The following is a 6,373-nucleotide window of genomic DNA, read 5'->3' as shown; positions in this document are numbered from 1 at the left end:
AAAAGAAGAGGGAATAAGCAATATAATAGAGGAAAATGGTGTGAAAGAGTAAATTCCGTTTATGTAAAAGTAAATTCCACTGTACAGTGGGAGAGTGGAATTTAAAATTTCATTTTAGGCGTTAAAAAATGATGAAAGATATGTCTATGGAAATGAATTAATTAGTGTTACAATGAATTCAGGCAAATACACGTCAATTTCCGGAATGCTTAATAAGGGTGCTTTCAGTAGTTTGTTTGGAAAACTGTTGAAACCATTAAGAAGTACCGAAAACTCATATGTTCATACTGACCGTTTGGGAAGCATTACTAATATAAAAAACAAAAAAGGAAGTGATATTTCCAATTCACAGTATGATGTATGGGGAAATGTAACAACAAATATCAGTAGTTCACTCAGCAGTGCCTACAGTGATGTGGTTGAAAGATTAAGCAGACATTATACAACATATTCATATGATGACATTACTGATAAATACTACGCATGTGACAGAACATATGACAGTGCAGTAAAACGTTTTACAACAAGAGATGCCGTCAAAGGAGATATTAGAAATGCATCAACGCTTAATGCGTACATATATGTATTAAATAATCCTCTTAAATATATCGATCCCATGGGGCAGTCACCGGTTTCAGCCATAGGTGACTGGGCATCCTCCGTTGGCAGCACGGTTGGAAATGCATTAGGTGCTGTGAAAAACACGGTTGGAAGCGTAATGAATTCCATTGGAAATGCCTTTAAGGGTGCAGCTGATTCTGCATGGAGTGTCATTTCGGACATTAAGGATTCGATTACAAACTTTTCGCCGTCACAGTTTTTGAAGGATGCCCGGGACAGCATTGCCGGTGTGGTTGGAACATTTCAACAGTCGGTAAGCAGTTTCTTTGAAGCAATGTCCGGTTCAGGCATTTCATATAACGAAGGCAGCACCGATACAGGAATACCTGCATGGGGTAAAATTGCTCTCGGTATAACCGGTGCTGCAATTGCCATAGGAATACTTGCAGGTACAATGGGTGGAATGGCCGCGGCTGTATCTGTGGGAAGTGAGTTATTGTTGGGTTCGCTGTTAGGTGGTGCAACTGATGCGGCTATTTCTCTAGCCTGCGGGGAACGTGATACTAATGAACTTCTACATGATTTTGCAGATGGTGCTATAGATGGCTTTATGTTTACGGGAATCTTTGCACCTATAGGAGCTGCCGGTGCTGTAAGCAGATATGCGAAGAATGCCGAAGGCTTTGTAAGTAAGGGAAGTATAAGCAAGGCTGGATATGGTGCTGAGAGTGGTAGAAATTCAAAGTATTATAATCCAGATGGAAGTCCTATATGGCCACCTAATAGAGGATTTGATGGAAATCCAACAAAAGTCACATTAGAACCTGGTACTTTAATCGATAGATATGGATATGATGGTGGAACGTTTGTTTCGCCGAAAGGAATATCATATACGGAGAGATCATTACCAATAGGGACAGACCAGAAGCCGTATACAGTCTTTGAAGTTGTTAAGTCAGTTGACGTACAAGCTGGAAAAATAGCTCCGTGGTTTGGTGAAAACGGAGGAGGAATTCAATATGAATTTAGTCAAAAAATATCAGATTTATTAGAACAAGGAATATTACGAAAGGTGCAAAATTAATATGAATAAACAAGAATTGGAAGAAGTATTATTGCTAAATAAAGTTCCAAAAGACTTATATTCTCTTTCAGGAGGTTTGCCTAACGAATCATATTGTTTGGAGAAGAAAAAAAGTCGATGGCATGTATACTATAGCGAAAGAGGAATAAAGACTAGTGTAGGATTTTTTGAGAATGAAGAAGCAGCATGCGAGTGTTTGTTAAAAGAAATCAGAAAAATAGTAAGTATAGACTAGTAACGTTTTAACAATAAGTATATTTGAACTGAATATTGTTGCTTCAAAGATACAGATCTCATTTTTTATGGAACTTAGTGCTATGGAGACAATACATTTGAAATCATCAAGTCCAATGCAGTTTTTTATCGATTTACTCTGCGGTAGCCTTGCCATGCTGTGTTATTTACCTGGTGATGTGAAGGTTGTAGTTAATGATATTAATGGAAATCTTACTAAGTTTTTTCATTTGTCAGTAAGCAGTTCCTTTGAAGCTATGACAGGTTCATGTATTTCATATAATGAGGGTAATACCGATACAGGAATACCTGCATGGGGTAAAATTGCTCTTGGCATAACCGGTGCTGCAATTGCCATAGGAATACTTGCAGGTACAATGGGAGGAATGGCCGCAGTTGTATCTGTAGGAAGTGAATTATTGTTGGGTTCACTGTTGGGAGGTGTAACTGACGCAGCCATATCACTCGCCTGTGGGGAACGGGACACCAATGAACTTTTACATGATTTTGCGGATGGCGCCATAGACGGCTTCATGTTTACGGGAATCTTTGCACCTATAGGAGCTGCCGGTGCTGTGAGCAGATATGCTAAGAATGCCGAAGGCTTTGTAAGTAAGGGAAGTGTGAGCAGGGTCGGATATGGTGCTGAGAGTGGTAATAGAAGTAAATTTAAAGATGTTTTTGATTTGGCAGATAACTATAATTTGAGTGATGATACTTTCAATAATCACATTGTAGATAGGCATGGACCTAATTCTTTATATAGTAATAAATCACATTTTAATGCTGATTTTGATATTAAAAATGGAATTGATAGTACATTGAAGGGAGACAATTTTATTATTAAATCAAACACTGCTGGAAGAGATGGATATATTTTTGAACAAACATTCACTAATCCGATAGGAACAAATAGTAAGGGAAAGCCATTATATACAATTAAAGTGGTTATTGATGGGTTTGGAAATGTAGTTACTGCGTTTCCCAAAAAATAGGAGATTTTTATTATGAATTTTTATATAGGTAACTCAATAGATGAGATTAAGGAACAGGATTATAATGTAGAATTTAGTGACGAGTTAATTGATTTTATCTATAAATTAAACCAGGAAGTATCATTTGATATGCACCAATTGTGTGAGATTAATCCTTACACTGATATGGAAATATCTAAAAATGATTTAATGCAGATAATCCAAATATGTAAGTATATTTTAGATAACAAATTACTTTATGATTATGATGAACCAGATGAAGGAAATCAGATGCTGAAAGATTTAGTGGAACTTGCCCAAAAAGCATTATTAAAAAAATTAGGACTAATTTCTATAGGAGACTAGGGCTATCATGTTAATTAGTAGAAGTTAGCATAATTTTACTAATCTTCATATGCGAACCAACATTGCAGATTCAATATGCTGATGTAACGCACTCTTTGTAACAGATTGCTGCGAAAGGGTGCGTTTTTCTGTGGGAGTTTATTGTAAACAGCAAGTCTTTTTTATAAAATTCAGTCTTACAAGCGGTATTTCAGTCACAAAAATTGGTCAAAAAAAGCGGTAATACATTTCAAGATTTTCTTCATTATACTGGTAATTTTAAGAGATACTTTTTTGCATATTTAAATCGTTGTACTTAGACCAAAATGTCAGACAAAGTTTTCGGACTATGCTTCAAAGACATACAATAATTATGGCAAAATTGAAACCTCCATCAGTCAGCAGGGAAACATGGTAACAAAGACAGGTTAACAAAAATAACCACAAAAAAATGATGAAAGATATGCCTATGGGAATTGGTTAATTAGTGTTACAATGAACTCAATCAAATACATTTTAGTTTCAGGAATGCTCAACAGGGGTGCCTTTGGCAGTCTGTTTGGTAAACTGATGAAACCATTACGAATTACCGAAAACGCGTATGTTCACACTGACCGTCTGGGAAGCATTACCAACATTAAAAATAAAAAGGGAAGTGACATGTCCAATTCATGGTATGATGCATGGGAAAATGTGACAACAAATATCAGCAGTTCACTCAGCAGTGCCTACAGTGACATGGTTGAAAATTTAAGCAGGCATTATACAACATATTTATATGATGACATTACTGATAAATACTACGCATCTGACAGAACATATGACAGTGCAGTAAAACGTTTTACAACAAGAGATGCCGTCAAAGGAGATATTAGAAATGCATCAATGCTTAATGCGTACATATATGTATTAAATAATCCTCTTAAATATATCGATCCCATGGGGCAGTCACCGGTTTCAGCCATAGGTGACTGGGCATCCTCCGTTGGCAGCACGGTTGGAAATGCATTAGGTGCTGTGAAAAACACGGTTGGAAGCGTAATGAATTCCATTGGAAATGCCTTTAAGGGTGCAGCTGATTCTGCATGGAGTGTCATTTCGGACATTAAGGATTCGATTACAAACTTTTCACCGTCACAGTTTTTGAAGGATGCCCGCGACAGCATTGCCGGTGTGGTTGGAACCTTTCAACAGTCAGTAAGCAGTTTCTTTGAAGCAATGTCCGGTTCAGGCATTTCATATAACGAAGGCAGCACCGATACCGGAATACCTGCATGGGGTAAAATTGCACTGGGGATAACCGGTGCCGCGATTGCCATAGGAATACTTGCAGGTACAATGGGAGGAATGGCCGCAGCTGTATCTGTAGGAAGTGAATTATTGTTGGGTTCGCTGTTAGGTGGTGCAACTGATGCGGCTATATCTCTTGCCTGCGGGGAACGTGATACTAATGAACTTTTACATGATTTGGCAGATGGTGCTATAGATGGCTTTATGTTTACGGGAATCTTTGCACCTATAGGAGCTGCCGGTGCTGTGAGCAGATATGCGAAGAATGCCGAAGGCTTTGTAAGTAAGGGAAGTATAAGTAAGGCTGGATATGGTGCTGAGAGTGGTAGTAGGACCAAAGCGACTTTTGTCTCTGATGAAAAATTATTATCGCATTTTTATAAACATGGTGGTGAGTTTAAAGGGGCATTTAATTCTGCTGAAGAGTACTTACAAGGTGCACAAAATGTAATGCAAAATGGATACAAAGTTGAATACGTGTATAAAGGTGGAACGAGAACAGGATATGTTCAGTTTATGGGGAATAACAGTAAGGGAAATGCAAAGTTTGCTTTTGTTGGCACCAATAATGAAGGCTATATTACCACGTTCCATACTGAAAGTGGAAAAACATTTTGGAAGATGTTGAACGGAGTAAATAATCCTGTTATTAATCCTAAATAAAATAATAAGAAAGGTAATGCATATGAAATATAATTGCAAAATAATAAATATTGTCGATGATGAAGTTACAGTTAGAATCGGAGATGTATATATCACAGGATTTGTTAATTGTGGAACTATTAAAGAAATAGGTCAGGAGGCAACAGTTGAGATACTATTATATGATGACTTAGAAATTACGCAGTGTGATGAAAAAAAAGTAAGCATCGAGAGAAAAAAACAGAGCTTTGCGTATTCGATTTTTGGTACGTTGGATATTGCTAAGGGAATTTTGAAATCCGTAATCAATTTTGAAATAGACGAAGAAGAATTATATAATTATGGCTATTTAGATGGTAAACAGGTACAAGTGGATGTATTAAGAATTGATTTGGATTTTGAATAATTAAAAAACATTAGTAGGTTAAAAGGTTGGCTAAGGAGACAATCATATGAATGATACAATCGTTGAATTATCAAATATAGAAATACATGAGCATTGTATGTTGAATAGAATTACTGGAGAAAGGGAATACAATAATTAAAAAAAGCAAATGCCGTATTTTACAGGGTTATATTTCAAAGATGAGAATGTTTTTTTTGCATTATATCCTACAGAGAATGGACCAGTAATGTATTATGAAGGTAAAGAATATCCGTTAAAGAAAGATTTACATATTTATTTAACCAAAGCAGAAAAGTCAAGAGAATTTCGGATTGAAGAATATAATATTTGCATCCAATATCGTATTTCTCCATATGTAGGATTTGATGTGTGGTCAGATGAGAAGGATGTTGATTTGTTTTATCAGATTGAACAATCGTATAAAAATCATGAATATTATAAAAAGTTTACAAAATAAAAATTTTTATTTAATTAAATCAAAACGGAATATTCTTCCATCAAAAGTATAGAACTCATTGTTTTCAAATTAAAAGAGATTAAATAACTAAAAAGGTATTAGAAATAAATTTTAAAGTTATTGAAGTTCCAAATTATATTTACAATCTGACAGGAACAGGAAAAAGATGAATGTTTATGCTTGGAAAAAATTCAGGATAGGTGGTCTGTTTATTATTTGGAAAGAGGTATCAAAATAACAAATGATTTTTTTGAATCGGAAGATGATGCTTGTCAGTTTTTATATGAACAATTGATGGATTAAAATAACATAGGATGAAATAACACAAGCTCTTACAGATGCTGGTTATGATGTAACAGTAAAAGCATCTACAAGGTCAA

At 35.7% G+C, this 6,373-nt stretch carries 7 protein-coding genes; all 7 read left to right on the top strand.

Going from position 1 to position 6,373, the window contains the following annotated elements; translation table 11 throughout:
* Positions 1-172: 172 nt before the first annotated feature.
* The 7 genes from H8S00_RS08970 (at position 173) to H8S00_RS08940 (ending at position 5,993) form a co-directional block, all read left to right on the top strand.
* Positions 173-1,645 (top strand): glycohydrolase toxin TNT-related protein, encoded by a 1,473-nt coding sequence (locus tag H8S00_RS08970; protein WP_186840435.1) that lies wholly within the window; start codon positions 173-175, stop codon positions 1,643-1,645.
* A gap of 1 nt (position 1,646) precedes the next feature.
* On the top strand, positions 1,647-1,880 hold the full coding sequence (locus tag H8S00_RS08965; protein WP_186840434.1) for a hypothetical protein: 234 nt from the start codon (positions 1,647-1,649) through the stop codon (positions 1,878-1,880).
* 97 nt (positions 1,881-1,977) lie between these two features.
* Positions 1,978-2,874, top strand: coding sequence for a hypothetical protein (locus H8S00_RS08960; protein ID WP_186840433.1), 897 nt, complete (start codon positions 1,978-1,980; stop codon positions 2,872-2,874).
* A 12-nt stretch (positions 2,875-2,886) separates the two neighbouring features.
* On the top strand, positions 2,887-3,219 hold the full coding sequence (locus tag H8S00_RS08955; RefSeq protein WP_186840432.1) for a hypothetical protein: 333 nt from the start codon (positions 2,887-2,889) through the stop codon (positions 3,217-3,219).
* A 474-nt stretch (positions 3,220-3,693) separates the two neighbouring features.
* Positions 3,694-5,151, top strand: coding sequence for an RHS repeat protein (locus H8S00_RS08950; RefSeq protein ID WP_186840431.1), 1,458 nt, complete (start codon positions 3,694-3,696; stop codon positions 5,149-5,151).
* A gap of 22 nt (positions 5,152-5,173) precedes the next feature.
* Positions 5,174-5,536 (top strand): UCP019853 family protein, encoded by a 363-nt coding sequence (locus tag H8S00_RS08945; protein ID WP_186840430.1) that lies wholly within the window; start codon positions 5,174-5,176, stop codon positions 5,534-5,536.
* A gap of 148 nt (positions 5,537-5,684) precedes the next feature.
* Positions 5,685-5,993: a hypothetical protein gene (locus H8S00_RS08940; RefSeq protein WP_186840429.1), complete on the top strand. Its 309-nt coding sequence runs from the start codon at positions 5,685-5,687 to the stop codon at positions 5,991-5,993.
* Positions 5,994-6,373: the final 380 nt, after the last annotated feature.

The organism is Eubacterium segne (assembly GCF_014287775.1).
Lineage (GTDB): Bacteria > Bacillota > Clostridia > Lachnospirales > Lachnospiraceae > Eubacterium_G > Eubacterium_G segne.
The sequence above is the reverse complement of the archived record's forward strand: the minus strand, read 5'-3'. Positions and strand labels throughout refer to the sequence as shown.

Coding starts and splice junctions, on each gene's coding strand:
- H8S00_RS08970 (WP_186840435.1), top strand. CDS start 173: ATGAATTCAGGCAAATACACGTCAATTTCCGGAATGCTTAATAAGGGT.
- H8S00_RS08965 (WP_186840434.1), top strand. CDS start 1,647: ATGAATAAACAAGAATTGGAAGAAGTATTATTGCTAAATAAAGTTCCA.
- H8S00_RS08955 (WP_186840432.1), top strand. CDS start 2,887: ATGAATTTTTATATAGGTAACTCAATAGATGAGATTAAGGAACAGGAT.
- H8S00_RS08950 (WP_186840431.1), top strand. CDS start 3,694: ATGAACTCAATCAAATACATTTTAGTTTCAGGAATGCTCAACAGGGGT.
- H8S00_RS08945 (WP_186840430.1), top strand. CDS start 5,174: ATGAAATATAATTGCAAAATAATAAATATTGTCGATGATGAAGTTACA.
- H8S00_RS08940 (WP_186840429.1), top strand. CDS start 5,685: ATGCCGTATTTTACAGGGTTATATTTCAAAGATGAGAATGTTTTTTTT.